This is a genomic window from Streptomyces sp. NPDC002133 (assembly GCF_040296405.1).
Lineage (GTDB): Bacteria > Actinomycetota > Actinomycetes > Streptomycetales > Streptomycetaceae > Streptomyces.
In genome coordinates this window covers 1-14,771 of sequence record NZ_JBEOXF010000072.1, presented here as the reverse complement: position 1 = coordinate 14,771, position 14,771 = coordinate 1, and the positions used below count along the sequence as shown (strand labels likewise).

General features: G+C 70.3%; 12 protein-coding genes and 1 pseudogene. 6 read left to right on the top strand and 7 right to left on the bottom strand.

What is annotated here, in order from left to right; genetic code table 11:
- Positions 1-115: 115 nt before the first annotated feature.
- Together ABT078_RS37190 and ABT078_RS37185 are read left to right on the top strand one after the other, a co-directional pair.
- Positions 116-1,105, top strand: coding sequence for a MerR family transcriptional regulator (locus tag ABT078_RS37190; protein ID WP_351235896.1), 990 nt, complete (start codon positions 116-118; stop codon positions 1,103-1,105).
- 125 nt (positions 1,106-1,230) lie between these two features.
- Positions 1,231-2,478 carry an NAD(P)/FAD-dependent oxidoreductase gene (locus tag ABT078_RS37185; RefSeq protein ID WP_351235894.1) on the top strand — a complete coding sequence of 416 codons (1,248 nt, stop codon included), beginning with the start codon at positions 1,231-1,233 and terminating at the stop codon, positions 2,476-2,478.
- A gap of 204 nt (positions 2,479-2,682) precedes the next feature.
- On the opposite strand, the gene ABT078_RS37180 is transcribed toward ABT078_RS37185, so the two are convergent.
- Entirely contained in the window at positions 2,683-3,870 is a 1,188-nt protein-coding gene (locus ABT078_RS37180) for an RNA-guided endonuclease InsQ/TnpB family protein (RefSeq protein WP_351235892.1), read from the bottom strand.
- 143 nt (positions 3,871-4,013) lie between these two features.
- On the opposite strand from ABT078_RS37180, the gene ABT078_RS37175 reads away from it, so the two are divergent.
- Genes ABT078_RS37175 through ABT078_RS37160 form a run of 4 tightly spaced genes read left to right on the top strand, consistent with a single transcriptional unit; the run spans position 4,014 to position 8,240 of the window.
- Positions 4,014-4,721 (top strand): SDR family NAD(P)-dependent oxidoreductase, encoded by a 708-nt coding sequence (locus tag ABT078_RS37175; RefSeq protein WP_351235890.1) that lies wholly within the window; start codon positions 4,014-4,016, stop codon positions 4,719-4,721.
- Positions 4,718-5,953 carry a lycopene cyclase family protein gene (locus tag ABT078_RS37170; protein ID WP_351235888.1) on the top strand — a complete coding sequence of 412 codons (1,236 nt, stop codon included), beginning with the start codon at positions 4,718-4,720 and terminating at the stop codon, positions 5,951-5,953. Before ABT078_RS37175 ends, ABT078_RS37170 begins: the two co-directional genes overlap by 4 nt.
- Entirely contained in the window at positions 5,950-6,684 is a 735-nt protein-coding gene (locus ABT078_RS37165; RefSeq protein WP_351235886.1) for a class I SAM-dependent methyltransferase, read from the top strand. The genes ABT078_RS37170 and ABT078_RS37165 overlap by 4 nt, the downstream gene beginning before the upstream one ends.
- Positions 6,681-8,240 (top strand): FAD-dependent oxidoreductase, encoded by a 1,560-nt coding sequence (locus ABT078_RS37160; protein ID WP_351235884.1) that lies wholly within the window; start codon positions 6,681-6,683, stop codon positions 8,238-8,240. The genes ABT078_RS37165 and ABT078_RS37160 overlap by 4 nt, the downstream gene beginning before the upstream one ends.
- Before the next feature lie 24 nt (positions 8,241-8,264).
- On the opposite strand, the gene ABT078_RS37155 is transcribed toward ABT078_RS37160, so the two are convergent.
- The 6 genes and pseudogenes from ABT078_RS37155 to ABT078_RS37130 form a co-directional block, all read right to left on the bottom strand.
- Positions 8,265-9,272: a DUF5914 domain-containing protein gene (locus tag ABT078_RS37155; protein ID WP_351235882.1), complete on the bottom strand. Its 1,008-nt coding sequence runs from the start codon at positions 9,270-9,272 to the stop codon at positions 8,265-8,267.
- On the bottom strand, positions 9,269-10,264 hold the full coding sequence (locus ABT078_RS37150) for a phytoene/squalene synthase family protein (protein ID WP_351235880.1): 996 nt from the start codon (positions 10,262-10,264) through the stop codon (positions 9,269-9,271). The genes ABT078_RS37155 and ABT078_RS37150 overlap by 4 nt, the downstream gene beginning before the upstream one ends.
- Positions 10,261-11,817, bottom strand: coding sequence for a phytoene desaturase (locus ABT078_RS37145; protein ID WP_351235878.1), 1,557 nt, complete (start codon positions 11,815-11,817; stop codon positions 10,261-10,263). Before ABT078_RS37145 ends, ABT078_RS37150 begins: the two co-directional genes overlap by 4 nt.
- Positions 11,814-12,974 carry a polyprenyl synthetase family protein gene (locus tag ABT078_RS37140; protein ID WP_351235876.1) on the bottom strand — a complete coding sequence of 387 codons (1,161 nt, stop codon included), beginning with the start codon at positions 12,972-12,974 and terminating at the stop codon, positions 11,814-11,816. The genes ABT078_RS37145 and ABT078_RS37140 overlap by 4 nt, the downstream gene beginning before the upstream one ends.
- A gap of 156 nt (positions 12,975-13,130) precedes the next feature.
- Positions 13,131-14,378: pseudogene (locus tag ABT078_RS37135) on the bottom strand (cryptochrome/photolyase family protein); the annotation flags it as partial.
- A 106-nt stretch (positions 14,379-14,484) separates the two neighbouring features.
- A partial coding sequence (locus ABT078_RS37130; RefSeq protein WP_351235874.1) for a zinc ribbon domain-containing protein occupies positions 14,485-14,771 on the bottom strand: 287 nt, incomplete at its 5' end.

Genomic DNA, 14,771 nt, shown 5'->3' with positions numbered 1-14,771 from the left:
CCCGCCTCTGCCGGCGTGAATCGACGAGCGTGCCGGGCTGCTGTCCGTGACATCAGTCTTGGACGCGCAAACGACGCAGACAACACGCATCGTTTGTGCGTCGTAAACTGGAGGAGTGACTCCTCCCGATGAACCTAGGTACGGGCAGCTGGGCGGCCTGACGACTGGCGAAGTGGCCAGACGCCTCGGCGTGGCTCCTACCACGGTGCGTTCATGGGACCGGCGCTACGGAGTCGGCCCGGACCTGCGCACCGGGGGGAAGCACCGCCGGTGGACCGCTGCCGACGTTGCCAGGCTTGAGCGGATGTGTGCGCTGACCATGACAGGCATGCCGCCCGCAGAGGCGGCCAGGCTCGCCCGTGCGGATCCGCACCTCGAAGCTGACCTTGCTGCACCCGAGCCGGCTGCTCCACCTCTGCCCAGGCGGGGCGGCACGCGGAGTCGGGCCTCGACCGGCCTACAGTTGGGCCACGCCCGCCAGGAGTGCAAGGGCATGGCCCGAGCCGCCCTTCGGCTGGACGCCATCGCCCTCGACGAGCTGCTGGATGCCGTGATCGCCGACTACGGTCTGGTGGCGGCCTGGCATGAGGTGATCATGCCTACGCTCCAGGCCGTCGGCCGCAAATGGGAGAGCTCGGGCGAGAAGTACGTCGAGGTCGAGCATTTCCTTTCGTGGCACATCTCTGGCGCTCTGCGCCGGTCCGCCCCACCGGCTACGGCCGACCGGCCCGGTCGCACGACCCTGCTCGCCTGTGTACCCGGCGAGAACCACACACTGGCGCTGGAAGTCCTCGCCGCTGCACTGGCCGAACGCGGTCTTCCGGTTCGCATGTTCGGAGCCGCCCTGCCGGTCGTGGCGCTCGTGGAGGCGATCCGCAGGACCGGGCCAGCAGCCGTCGGCCTCTGGGCCCAGTCCCGTACGACCGCCAGCTGGCCGCTGGCCCAGCACGTCGCCGCGATGGAGTGGGGTGTCCGCGGAGCCCGCAGGCGGCCAATCGTGCTGACGCTCGGCCCCGGGTGGACCGGACAGTCGGCTCCGGGCCTGCTGCGCCCTCCAGGGCTGGCGGAAGTGTTGACCGTTCTGGAGCCGTACGCGAACGGATGACGGCTTCCGTCACACGATGAGGCTATGCCCGTGGAGGCACCTGGCATCAGCCGCCGGATCATGGTCCGCTGGGCAACGCGCCGATACCGGAGTCGGATACCGGAGAAGAAGGGTGCGGCAACGTGATGGACCATCAGCACCGCCCAGTGCCGGATGCTGTCGTCGTGGGTGCCGGTCTCGCGGGCATCGCCTGCGCACTGGACCTGGATCGGGCCGGGCTGCGCGTCGAGTTGCTTGAAGCCTCCGACGGCGTTGGCGGCCGAATGCGCACCGACCACAAGGACGGCTTTCTGCTGGACCGGGGCTTCCAGGTCTTCAACACCGCCTACCCGCAGGTCAAAAGGCGCTTGAACCTGCGTGACTTGCGCCTGAGGCCCTTCACCCCGGGCGTCATGGCCTCCACGCCCATGGGGCAGGTGCGGGTCGCCGACCCCACCAGGCGCCCACGGACAGCGGCGAGTCTGCTGCCAGGACGCGTCCTGTCGGCACGCGACCTTGCCGCGCTCGCCGCCCTCACCGCGCGTGACGCCCTGCTGCCCGCCGGCATCCTCAAACACCTCCCTGAACGGACTGCCTCGGCCGCCCTCTTCAGTGCCGGACTCTCGCCGCGTGCGATCGAGCAATTGCTGCGTCCCTTCTTGGCCGGAGTGTTTCTCGAGAAGGAACTGGAAACCTCCGCGCGCTTCTTCCACCTGGTCTGGCGCAGCATGGCGCGTGGCACCCTCTGCCTGCCCGCCGAAGGCATCGGAGCCGTGCCTGCCCAGCTGGCCGCGGGCCTGCCGGACAGCACGCTCCGGCTCGACACACCTGCCGCAGCGGTCACCGACTCCGGCGTGCTCCTTAAAGACGGCAGCGAGCGACCGGCCCGCACGGTCGTCGTGGCCACGGACGGGACAACAGCCGCCCGCCTGTTGCCTGGCCTGCCGGTGCCGGACAGCCGCACAGTGACCACCTACTACCACGCCACTGACACCTCGCCGCTGGCCGAACCGACTCTTGTCGTCGACAGCAGCCTGACCGTCCTGAACACCTGTGTCCTCACCGAGGTCACGCCCACTTACGCCCCGCCGGGAGTCGCTCTGGTGTCGACCTCCGTGCTGGGAAGCGACCCACCGGCCAGGCAGGCCGTCGTACGCGGACGCCTGGCCGAGTTGTACGGGGCCGACACGAGCGCCTGGACGTCGATCGCCACCTACACCATCGAGGGCGCTCTGCCCGCCATGAGGCCGCCCTGGCCGCTGAGCCGCACGACCCGCTTCGCACCAGGGCGGTACGTCTGCGGTGATCACCGGGCGACCGGATCGGTGCAAGGCGCCCTGGCATCGGGTACGCGCGCCGCGCGGGAGGTGCTGGCCGACCTGTCACGACGGTGACTGCGCAGGGCTGCGCCCGGTGCATCCGGGCGAGGTTGATTGACGGAAGTGGAGATGCCAACGGATCCGGAAGGCGGAGTGGGGCGTCAACTTCTCGGCCGTAAACGACCGAGCCTGTTGACTCAGTCATCTACGCCTTGTCGCGCTCCCGACTGCCCCCTACGGCAGGGCGGTCACGGGTCGCATCTACCAGCGAAAGGAAGTTCAGGTCCTTTGTGGTACGGGTCCGTTGACGAGAACCCACGTCGAGCGTGCGCGGTTGCGTACGTTGACCCCGGCGACGTGGTCGGCGGGGCCAGCGAGCCCGCACCGACGACAGCAGAAGGTGTTCCGGACGGGACGGTTGTGCCTGGCGGTGTGCCCGCATCTGGGGCACATCTGCGAGGTGTAGTGGGCGTCCACCCAGATCACCGGCACCCCGGCTCGCCGGGCCTTGTAGTGGATGTGTTCCTCCAGCTGGTGGAACGGCCAGGAGGAGAGCGCGGCCCGCTGGTCGCGGAAGGGCCGTACCCGGTCACGGATGCCACCCAGTTCTTCGAGGGCGATGCCGCGTCCGGTGCTCCCCCAGCGCTTCGCCTGGGAGGTACCCCCAGCGACGGCCACGATCTCCTTGCTGATCCTGTGATTGACATGGGCGGCGTGCCGGGCTTCCTTCTTCGCCCGGCGTTTGGCCCGCCTGGTGGCGGAGCGGGTCTGCTTCGCCTGGAGTTCGGCTCGCTTGCGGGCGTGCCAGCGCCGGTAGCGGCCAAGACGGCGGCCCTGGTAGTTGGTCCCGTCGGACGTGGTGGCGAGGTTGGTAATCCCCCGGTCCACCCCGATCCAGTCCACCGGATCGGTATTGAGCGGCGCTTCCGGAATGTCGCAGGTGGCGATCAGGAACCACATGCCGTCCCGGTGCACGAGATCCGACTCGCCCTTGCGGCATTTCTCGAGCATCGCCAACTGGCCGGGGTGCCCGGTGTACCGGACGGACTTGATCCGCCCGGCCACCGTCCAGACGCTCACCGTCCGTGCGTCGTGCTGCCAGGACAGGATCCGGTCGTCGTACGGCTGGGCCGCATCAGGCCGGAAGACGACCGGCTTCGACTCCGCACGCCTGCGCTGCTTCGAGGTGGCCGGACCCAGGTTCCCCGCCCGGATGTTCGCCCGCAACGTAGCGTAAGAGTCCACGACCTTCTTCACCACCCGTACGGCCGGTTGGGCAGCCAGCCCGAACTCCGCCTTCAAGCGGGCGTAGACGAGCTTTTGCAGCTCGTTGCGGGTGGTGGTGCCCGTCTCGTACGCGACCACCGATGCGGCATCAGCCGCCCGGTTGCACACGCGCAGGGTCGCCGCCAAAGCCGCCGCCACCTCCGGCGACGGCAACAGCTTCACCTGCACCACGACCTTCACCCCATCAACCTAACCGCCACCACCGACAGCAGCCGAAAGCACAGTTCACGACCAATGCGCAGAGACCTCCGCCGCTCCGCGGCTCCGCTCCAAGGACCCATTCCTCCCCGGCCTGAAGGCCAGGGCATCCTGCGAGAAATCAGGTGAAACTCAACGGTGCGCGTGTCCTGGTTGCCGGTGCCACAGGTGCCATCGGCGCAGCCTTGTCCGGCGAACTCCGTGCTCGGGGAGCGCTTCTCGTATTGGCGGGCCGGGATCAGGGCCGCCTCGCGCGGACTGCTGAGGCACTCGGTGACGCTCGCACGGCCGTTTTCGACGCGTACGACGTGAACTCATGCGCCCGCGCGGTCAAGGTGGCGAAGGAGGCACTTGGCGGCCTGGACGCCGTCGTGACAGCGTTCGGCTCGGTGGCTTTCGGGTCTGCCGACGAAACGGGTGACGCCATCGCCGAGCACCTGATGACGGTGAACGCCCTCGCGCCGGCGGCGTTCTTCCGTGGCGCCCTTCGTGCCTTCGACGCGGGCGAAACGATCGCCGCCGTCACCGGCGCGGTAGTGGAACGCCCTCAGCCGGGCATGGCCGACTACAGCGCCTCCAAGTGCGCGCTCAGCGCCTGGCTCGAGGCCGTGCGCCGCGAAGCCCCCGCCGGCATTCGTGTGCTCGAGATCCGCCTCGGACACTTGGACACAGGATTCGCAGGCCGCGCCGTCGCCGGCACCCCGCCCCCTTTGCCGCCCGGAGGTGATCTCGGCACCGCCGTCCGAAGCGTGGCCGATGCCCTGGAGACGGACGCCCGACGCGTGCGCACTGCCCCCGACGGCACGCCATTCCTCGAACGACAGGGCCGGTGAACCACCGCGTGCCCAAGGACATCGGACAAGCCGACGCGGTCGTCGTCGGTGGCGGGGCAGCCGGACTGTCTCTTGCGCATTGGCTCACCAAGACCGGTATCACGGCCGTAACGGTGGTGGAGGCGCCAGAGGGCCCGCTGCGGCCGGCTGAGCGCACCTGGTGCTACTGGGACGCCGGGCCCGTCGAGTTCGAGGAGGCCGTCGTCGCGTCCTGGCGGAGGCTGAGGATCACGGGAGCAGACGGCGCGGTCATCACCTCCGAACCGGCGCCGCTGCGCTACCACATGCTGCGGTCCGCTCCTTTCGAGGAATTGGTCTGCTCCCGGCTGGCGCAGTACCCGGCGACACGGATCGTCCGCGCGACAGCGCATGCCGTACGCAACGTGGCGGACGGGGCCGAGGTCCGCTGCAGGACCGCGGACGGGCTGGGGCTCACCCTGCGCGGACGGTACGTCTTCGACTCACGGCCCCTGCGCCAGATGCCGCCGGCCCGCACCCTGCTGCTGCAGCACTTCCGCGGCTGGTTCGTGCGTACCGCGTCCGCCCGATTCGACCCTGAGGTGGCGGACCTGATGGACTTTCGGGTACTGCAGCCGCCCCACGGGCTCGCCTTCGGCTACGTCCTCCCACTCGCGCCCGACCGGGCGCTGGTCGAATACACCGAGTTCTCCCGTGCACCGCTGTCGACCGCCGCGTACGAGACAGCGTTGCGGCACTACGTCACGGACGTGCTGCGACTCGCCCCGCTCACTGTCGAATCCGCCGAGCAAGGCGTCATCCCCATGACCGACGCCCGCTTTGCGCGCCGGACCGGTCAGTCCGTCTTCCGTGTCGGGACGGCCGGCGGCGCCACCCGGCCTGCCACCGGCTACACCTTCGCCACCATCCAGCGCCAGAGCCGGGAGATCGCCGCCGCGCTGCGCGACGGCGGCGAGATTGTGCCCCGGCCTCACGGCCGTCGGGCGCTGGCCATGGACGCGGTTCTGCTGCGAGCGCTCGACACCGGACGGATCGACGGCCCACGCTTCTTCACCGACCTGTTCAGGCGCACCCCGATGGAGCGGCTGCTGCGCTTCCTCGACGGCCGCACCACACCGTGGGAAGAGTTCGGCATCGGCCTGCGCACCCCCGTCTGCACCATGCTCCGCACCGCTGCCGAACTTCCGTTCCTGCCCCGCCGCTACACACGGGCGGCGGACATCACCACCCGACCCGAAGAGAGCCGCCGATGACGCTACTGCGGGACGATGACCTCGCGCGCGCCTTCGACCACGCGTCAAACACCTACGACCGCCTCACGGCGATGAATCCGGGCTACCGCTGCGACCTGCTGCGCTCGGCGCGTCGGCTCCGCCTGCCGCGCGGCGGAGCCGGTCTGCACCTGCTGGACCTCGGCTGCGGCACGGGAGCCTCCACCAGGGCCTTGTTGAAAGCCGCACCGTACGCACAAATCACCGCCGTCGACGCCTCGTCGGGGATGCTGGAACGCGCGCTCACCAAGCCGTGGCCCGCACGGGTCCGGTTCCTGCATCTGACCGCAGAGGAACTTCACACGACCGGCCAAGGGCCTTTCGATGCCGTCCTTGCTTCGTACCTCTTCCGCAACGTCACCGACCCGGACGGGGTCCTTGCCGCCGTGCGCGCGCTGCTGCGACCCGGCGGCCGCCTCGCTGTCCACGAGTACAGCCTCAGCGGCTCCCTGGCCCACCGGACTCTCTGGAACGCCGTATGCCATGGTGTGATCATTCCGGCGGGCACCTTGACCGGTGACCGCGACCTGTACCGTCATCTGTGGCGCAGCGTGCTGACGTTCGACACCGCCCCCGCCTTCGCGTCCAGACTCACCCGGGCCGGCTTCGCCGACGTACGCACCATGCCGGTTGCGGGATGGCAGACCGGCATCGTCCACACCTTCCTCGCCACGTCCGCCTACCCGTCCGCGACGACGACAGCTGTCTCATGAAGGCGGCCTCACACACCGGCGCCGCACGCCGTGGCAGGGACCGGAAGGCGGAGACGATCCTGCCAGCGCGCGGCCGCGGCCGCTTCACCGGCGTCGCGCCCAGTGCAGCCGTGATCGGCGGCGGCATCGCCGGCCTCGCCGCGGCGACAGCACTGGCCGAACGCGGCGTGCGCGTCACCCTCTACGAGCGCGAGGCGCCGCTCGGCGGCCGCCTCGCCGGATGGCGCACCCGCCTCGCGGACGGCTCCGAGGCCACCATGAGCCGCGGCTTTCACGCCTTCTTCCGCCAGTACTACAACCTGCGCGGCCTGCTGCGACGCACCGATCCAGCCCTCGCGAGGCTTGGCCCTCTGCCCGACTACCCCCTGCGGCACAGCAGCGGCATGATTGACAGCTTCGCCCACGTACCCCGAACACCGCCCTGGAGCGCGCTCGGATTCGTCGCCCTGAGCCCGACATTCGGATGGCGCGACCTGGCCGCCATGGACCCGCGTGCCGCGCTGCCGCTGCTCGACGTACGGGTGCCCGAGGTCTACGAACGCTTCGACGCGATCAGCGCGACAGATTTCCTCGCACGTATCCGGTTCCCGGAAGCGGCCCACCACCTGGCGTTCGAGGTCTTTTCCCGCAGCTTCTTCGCCGACCCGCGCGAGCTGTCGGCCGCCGAACTGCTGCTGATGTTCCACATCTATTTCCTCGGTTCGTCCGAAGGGCTCCTCTTCGACGTGCCGCGCGAGCCCTTCCCGCAGGCTCTGTGGCAGCCGCTCGGCGACTACTTGGAGCGACTCGGCGTCGACATCCGCACCAGCACGCCCGTCCACGGCGTCCGACCGATCGGCGACGAGGACCTCGAGGTCGAGACCGACACGACGGCCGACCGGCACCAGGCGGCGGTCCTTGCCCTCGACGTGACCGGTCTTCGCCGCCTCGTGGCCGCCTCATCCGGTCTTGGCAGCGCCGCCTGGCGCAACGACATCGCCGACCTGCGCACCACGCCACCGTTCCTCGTCTCCCGGCTCTGGCTCGACCGCCCGGTACGTGCGGATCGCGCCGGTTTCCTCGGCACCAGCGGTTACGGAGACGTGGACAACGTCAGCGTCCTCGACCGCTGGGAGGGCGAGGCGGCCCGCTGGGCAGCGCGCACCGGCGGCTCGGTGGTGGAACTGCACGCCTACGCCGTGGACGAGGCAGACGAGCCGAAGAAGGTCCAGGAACGGCTGATCGCCCAGCTGCACGCGGTGTACCCGGAGACGCGGGATGCCCGGATCGTCGATGCACGCCACGAATGGCGAGCCGACTGCCCGCTGTTCCCCGTCGACGGCTACGGCCGACGACCGTCCGTACGAACTCCTCACCAGCGCGTGATGGTAGCGGGCGATCTGGTCCGTACCGGTCTTCCCGTGGCTTTGATGGAACGAGCGGCGACCTCAGGCTTTCTGGCGGCCAACGCCCTTCTCGCCGGTTGGGGTGTGTGCGGACAGGTGCTGTGGACTGTGCCGCGTGTCGGCCGCTCGTGGGCCCTGCGGGCCCTCGCCGGTCTGGCCGCGCGCGACTGATCACCCTGCTTCCATAGGGGGTCTTCAGCCGGGCAAGCGGCCGGAGCTGCGCAGGGACCAGCGGCGCTCGGCGTAGGCCAGGTCGTCGCGCCACAGCCGGCCGGCCGCCCTGCGCATCAGCGTGCGCAGCAGCGGGGCTGCGGCACGCGCCAGAGCGAAGCCGCGTCGGTCCGAAGCCGCGACGACCGCCTCGATCACCGCGGTCCGGGGGCTTGTGTCGCCTCGAGGCGTCAGGGGGGTGGCGTGCGTCTCCACGACCGAGGGAGCTCCCTCGCCGTCGGTGATGTGCATGACGACCGTGCGGGGTTCGGGCGCGGTGAACTCGGCCCGTACGGGCACCACCAGCCGACCCGCAACCCGGAACGAGACGTCGACAGCGAAGTCGTCGTCGTGCTCGTCCCGCGGGGTCCGCACCACTCGCAGGTCGACGAACGAGTACGGGTGGAACCAGGAGCCGTGCCAGGGGTCGAGCCGGTTGGCGACCACGTCCTGTGGCTCGCACTGCCCGACCGCCGTGAAGACTGCTTCCACCCCGCTGCCCGGAGTGGGCCGGGCCGGCACGACGGGGCGCTCCAGCGGCTCTTCGCCCCCGACTTCGTCGAGGCGAACCCACACCAGCACCCCGTCGTCATGGACGGGATACGGATCCCATCCCGCGAACGCTTTACCGTCCAAAGCCAGTCCGTGCCAGTGGCACACCAGCGTGCCGCACACCACCCTGCTGTCCCGCAGCGGAGCTCCCAGGTGCGGGCAGGCGCCCGGCCCGGCCCTCAGCTCGCCTGCTTCCGTCCGCCACCACACCACCTCCACTCCGCCCACCGTCATGCCGCAGGGGCGGCCGCCGGCGACGACATCCCGGGAGCCGCCGACGACGAACCAGTTTCCCGAGGGCCGTGCCTCGGCGCGCTTGAGTGCTTCGGCGATCAGAGCCGGCTTCGCCTCCTGCCAGGTCGGTGTCTGTGCCGCCCAGCCTGGTCCGCGGCGCACCCGCAACGGCGACGTCCAGCGCGCCTCGCCCGCCCCGTGCGTCATCGCTCCGCCCCCTGCCTGTCGGCCACTACCCCGCGCACCGTTGGCGGCGGGCCCGGTGTGCCGGGGCGCACACGGGCGGCCAGGATGCGTGCGACTCCGGCCGCAGCCGTGCGTGCCCGGCGCCGGCGCGGCACCACCGAGCGGTGGTGCAGCACGGAGTAGTCGTCGGCCGCGATGGCATCGAGGATGCCCTTGTAGAGGGTGTAAGCGGTACGGATGCATAGCCTGGTTTGCGGGTCGAGCATGGCGATGCCGGGCTCCGCCTCCCGGTACACGCCCCGGATCATGGCCTCCGCCGTGATGAAGGCCGCACGGATGCGCGGGTCGCGGCGCCCGGTGCGGCGGCTCCACTCGAGCAGCGGCCGGTCCACGCCGTGCGCGGCAAGCAGGTCCGCGGGCAGGTAGACGCGACCCCGGTCCAGGTCCTCGCCCACGTCGCGCAGGAAATTGGTGAGCTGGAACGCCTCGCCGAGAGCGGCCGCATGCGGGGCCGCCTCCTCGCGGGGGACGACCGTCCCGAGCACGGGCAGCATCTGCAGCCCGATCACCGCGGCCGAACCATGCATGTAGGCGCGCAGGTGCGCGTGCGTCGGATAGTCCGTGACACTCAGGTCACTGCGCATGGAGGCCATGAAGTCGGCGAAGAGCTGTGGGTCGATCGCGTAGCGCTCGGCGGTGTCCGCCACAGCTCTAACCACCGGCTCGTTGCCGTGGCCTGTGCGAAGACCCTGCGCGAGGTCGCTCTCCAGCAGCCGCAGCAGGCGGTCACGCTGCTCAGGTGGCTGCCGGCGGTCGAGGTCGTCGACGATGTCGTCGGCCCATCGGGCGAAGCCGTACAACGCGTGCACGGCGCAGCGGCGCTCGAGAGGCATCAGACGCGTGGCCAGGAAGTACGTCTTGCCGTGGCGGGCGTTGAGCTGTCGGCACTGCGTGTAGGCCGCGCGCAGGTCGGGGTCGGTGACACCAGCGGCGTCCAGTTCACGACGGGTCATCGCACGCTGCCTTTCACGGACGGGGCAGCGCTCAGCACTCGCTCGAGGAAGGGCCTCGAGCGCGCTGAAGCGCCGGGGCCGGTGATGCGGGCGGCGGCCAGCTTGCCGCTGATGAGCACGGTCGGCACCCCTACTCCAGGCGTCGTGCCGCAGCCTGCGAGTACGACGTTGTCGTATCCGCGGACCAGGTTGCGGGGCCGGAACGGGCCGGTCTGCGCGAACGTGTGCGAGAGAGAGAACGGCGTCCCCGCCGCATGACCTTGTGACGTCCAGTCCGCCGGAGTCACCAGCGTCTCTTCCTCGATGCTCTCCCCGAGCCCGTGCAAGCCGCGCTGCTCCAGTTCCTGGACGAGACGGTCCCGGTAGCGCGGCCCCAGCTCGCGCCACGTCCCGGCCGGGGGGCCTGTGGTGGTGTTCGGGCACGGCGCCAGGATGTAGTGCAGGTGCCTGCCCGGCGGCGCCAGCTGCGGATCGTGCGTGGTGGGGCGGGTGATCAGCAGCGACGGATCGGTCATCAACTCGCCGGTACGCGTCAGCTCGTCGAAGGTGCGCTCCCATGCCGCACCGAAGGAGATCGTGTGATGCGCGAGCTCCGGCCAGGTGCGGTCCGTACCGGCGTGCAGGATCACGGCGGACGGTGAATGACGCAGCCTCACCGGCCGCCAAGGCGCACGCTCCAGCAGGCGGTGCACGACCGGCAGGTCAGGCGTCAGGACCACTGCGTCGCAAGCGATGCGTTCACCCGAGGCCACGTGCACGGCTGTAACGCGTCCGGAGGACCGCTCCAGTTCGGTGACTTCGGCCGACCAGTGGATGCGGGCCCCGGCGTCCTGTGCTGCGTCTGCCATGGCCCGGGGCAGGGCGTGCATGCCGCCGCGGGGGAAGAAGACGCCGGCAACAGTGTCCATGTAGGCGATGACGGCGTAGGCGGCGAGCGCGCGGGCGGGGGCCACGCCTGCGTACAGCGACTGGAAGGAGAACACCCTCCGCAGCCGCGGGTCCGTGATGAATCTGCCGATGCGGGCGTCGAGGCGGCCGAAGCCGCCCAGGGCGGCCAGCCGGGCCAGGTCCGGATGCAGGAGCTGGAAGGGGGAATCGAAGTTCGTGTCGATGAAGCGCCGCATCTGCGCCCGGTACAGCCGTTCCAGCCAGGACCGCAGCCGACGGTATCCGGCGGCTTCGGCAGAGCCGGCGAAGCGCCGCACTTCCGCCTCCATGGCATCGGCGTCGGTGTGGACGTCGACATGGGTACCGTCGGCGAACCGGGCCCGGTAAGCCGGATGCAGCGCGATCAGTTCCACGCGCCGGTACAGGCTGTCGCCGACGGCAGCGAATGCCTCGTCGGCCACGTGCGGCATCGTCAGGACGGTGGGGCCGGTGTCGAGCCGGTAGCCGCCGAGTTCCAGCCTGCCCGCACGGCCGCCAGGGGCGGCGTCCCGTTCCACGACAGTCACCCGGCGGCCTGCGCCCAGGAGATGCAGGGCGGCGGCGAGGCCCGAGAGGCCGGCACCGACGATCACGACGTGCTCGGTCGGCCCTGGGACGGTCTTCACGAGTCCTCCCTGCTCCGGGCAGGCGCGGTGCCCACGGCTCTCTCCACCAACGAGGCGAACTGCCGTTGGACGTCGGGATCCGCACCGCTGTCCCCGAAGTGGCGCACGCTCAGAGTTGACAGAAGGGCAATCTCCGCCTCGACCGCGGCGCGGGCCCCCGTGCGCTCCATGGCGGCACGCATCCGGGAGACCTCGTCATCCGATCGCACGGCGGCGCTCGGCCTCAGTGCTTCGACCGCCCCTGCGTCGCTGGCCTCGGAGGCGAACCGGACGGCGAGTGCGAGGAGGTACGTGAGCTTCCGCCCGCGCAGATCCTCGTCCGCGGGTTTGCCCGTCACTGCCGGGTCCCCGAACACGCCCAGCAGATCATCGCGCAACTGGAAGGCGAGGCCGGCGCACCGGCCGGCGGCCCGCAGCGCGTCCATGGCACGGGCGCCGGCCCCGGCCAGGCACGCTCCCAGTGCGAGCGGTCGTTCCACGGTGTAGAGCGCGCTCTTCAAGGTCGCGATGTTCAAGGCGTCGTCCTCGGCGGACGAACCGGCCGCCTGGGCGCGCAGGTCCAGGTACTGGCCGGCGACCATCTCACTGCGCAGGGCGCGCCATTCGCGGTGCAGCTGCCTTCCGTACGCAGAGGTGAGCGCGGTCTCGGTGAGCAGGTCGTCGGCCCAGGCGAGTGCCAGGTCACCCGCGAGGACGGCCGCGGCGGTCGAGTACCGCTCCTCAGAGCCGTTCATAGCGCCTGCCCGGTGCATCCGGGCGAAGTCGGCGTGCACGGTCGGCGCTCCCCGGCGCACCGGCGATCCGTCCATGACGTCGTCGTGTATGAGCGCACATGCCTGGACAAGCTCGAGGGCCGCCCCGATCCGCAGCGGCGTCCTCGGGTCGCCACCTGCGCCGGCGGCCCGCCACCCGCACCATACGAAAGCGGCCCGAAGCCGCTTCCCGCCGCGCTGTACGAATGCAGCGACCTGGCCCGCCATGTCCCGGGCGGACACGGCGTCCACCTCTTGGGCCTCGTACAGCCGCGCATCGAGATACTCCGCAAGGACGGCGTCCACGGCCATGACCGCGTCGTGTGCCGTGCCCGGGACCTCGTTACGGCCCGCACGTTCGGCGGTGCCGGCACGTGTCGCCCGCGTCATGCCTGTATCGAGCATGGACACCCCTTCGGTCCTGGTCCGTGTATCCCGAGCACTTCGGACTTCGGCAGGTGCACGGATGCGGTCATTCCTGCCCGGTGCGCCGTCTTCTTCGGGCGCTGCTCACCCCGATGGCTCAGGAGCGGCTTACCCGGATGGTTCACAAGAGTCGGTTCAGGGCGGTCCGTCGCCGCGTGCCCGCTCCTGGTGGCGGACTTCGTCCAGGTCGGCGAGCCGGTCCAGACCTCGCACGGCCTGGCGGGTGCGATGGTTGTGCTCCAGCCGCGCCCGGTGCCGGTCGAGGAAGGCCCAGTACCCGGCGGTGTAGGGGCAGGCGTGCTCTCCGACCCGGTCGCCTGGCCGGTAGACGCAGGGTCCGCACAGGTCGCTCATGCGGTTCACGTAGGCGCCGCCGGACGTGTAGGGCTTGGTGGTCATCCGCCCGCCATCGGCGTACTGGGACATGCCGACGACGTTGGGCACCATGACCCAGTCGTAGCCGTCCACGAAGCAGCGGTGGAACCAGTCCGTGACAGCGGCCGGGTCCCATCCGCGCTGCAGCGCGTAGCCGCCCAGCACCATCAGCCGGGGAATGTGGTGTGTCCATCCCGTGTCACGCACCTGGGCCAGGATGGTGTGCAGGCAGCGCGCCCGTACGTTGTCGGCGTCGAGGTCGCTCCACCAGCTGGGCAACTCGGTGATGTGCCGCAGCATGTTGGAGTAGCGGTAGTCGTCGCCGAAGTACCAGTACAGATGCCACACGTACTCGCGCCAGCCCGCGATCTGCCGGATGAAGCCTTCCACGCTGTTCAGCGGGGCGGCGCCGTTCCGCCAGGCTGCTTCTGCCGCTTCCACGCATTCCGCCGGGTCGAGCAGTCCCAGGTTGAGCGACGATGACAGCAGACTGTGGCTCATGACCGGGTCGGCGGCCAGCATCGCGTCCTCGTAGGGTCCGAATGTGGGCAGCCTGTGCGCGATGAAGCGTGCCAGGGCGGTGCGCGCCTCGGTTCGGGTCGCGGGGAACAGGCGCGGCCCGTCCCGGCCGACGAACGACACGTCCCCGTCCTTCTCCCACCGGTCCAGGTCGCGGCGGACCTCGTCGTCGATCTCGTCCTCGCACGGCCGGAAGGGGGCGGGGAGGGGCAGGGTGGGTGTTTTCCGCGGCGGTGGCCGGCGGTTGTCGTGGTCGTAGTTCCACCGGCCGCCGACCGGGGTGTCACCGTTCATCAGCAGGTCGTGTCGTTGCCGCACCCGACGGTAGAAGTCCTCCTGGCGCAGACGTTCGCGGCCGTGGCCTTCTGCCCACGCCGCGAAGTCGTCCATCGGCACCAGGAATCCCCGCGCGGGCCCCATCGCGATCTGAGGCAAGGACCGCACCAGCCGTACGGCGGCGTGCGAGGTGGGGTGGTCAACTTCTCGGCCGTAAACGACCGAGCGTGTTGGCTCTGTCGTTTGCGCCTTGTCGCGCTCCCGACTGCCCCCTACGGCAGGGCGGTCACGGGTCGCATCTACCAGCGAAAGGAGGTGTTCAGGTCCTTTGTGGTACGGGTTCGTTGACGAGAACCCACGCCGAGCGTGCGCGGTTGCGTACGTTGACCCCGGCGACGTGGTCGGCGGGGCCGGCGAGCCCGCACCGACGACAGCAGAAGGTGTCCCGGACGGGACGGTTGTTTCTTGTGGTGTGCCCGCATCGGGGGCACATCTGCGAGGTGTAGTGGGCGTCCACCCAGATCACCGGCACTCCGGCCCGCCGGGCCTTGTAGCGGATGTGTTCTTCGAGCTGGTGGAACGGCCAGGAGGAGAGCGCGGCCCGCT